The sequence below is a fragment of the Escherichia sp. 94.0001 genome (assembly GCF_013369155.2).
Taxonomy (GTDB): Bacteria; Pseudomonadota; Gammaproteobacteria; order Enterobacterales; family Enterobacteriaceae; genus Escherichia; species Escherichia coli_F.
In genome coordinates this window covers 1-638 of record NZ_JABWMS020000221.1, presented here as the reverse complement: position 1 = coordinate 638, position 638 = coordinate 1, and the positions used below count along the sequence as shown (strand labels likewise).

General features: G+C 30.7%; 1 pseudogene. It reads left to right on the top strand.

Annotated features, from left to right (window positions below):
* Positions 1 to 638 (top strand): annotated as a pseudogene (locus tag HEN33_RS25355) (type III effector); the annotation flags it as partial.

Sequence of the window (638 nt, the reverse complement as noted above, 5' to 3'; positions counted from 1 at the left end):
CCCATGAAGAGATTAAAGTTTTCTGATAATGCTGTAAAACTTACGACGCTTATTAAAAATAAAATTCCTGTTTTTGATACAACTATCAATTTAAATTCGTTGCCTAAAGATGTATTAAATTCATTAAAATATTGTAGTTTTAAAAATGTAACTTTTTCAGGAAATATAGAAACTCCGACCCTTGAAGGACCAGTTTTTGAAAATTGTTATTTCGAAGATTGTAAGTTCAACAACATACATTTTTATGATCCTAATGAAAAAACTGCAGAGTCAGGAAATGAAAAATCAATAATAGGTATGTTTAAAGGTTGTTTTATTTCTAAATGCGAAATAAATCATTATAGTTGTGAGACGTCTCAAGTCTACACCGTTAAACAACCCGTCAATATCCAAGAAAAATTAGGGGCTTATCTCTTTATGCAGTCTTTTGTTCAAGATTGTACAATTCAGGGAGGTAGTTGTCCTGGATCGAGTATACTTCTGAGTCATTTTTATAACTGTGATATCACAGGACTTGAAGCTCCTGGAATGAAATTTTTGGCAAACTCATTCAACAAGTCTAATAATAATTACATCAGGGGGAGGGATCATGGGCTAGTATTTAATAATTGTACTTTGAACTATATTAAAATAAACAG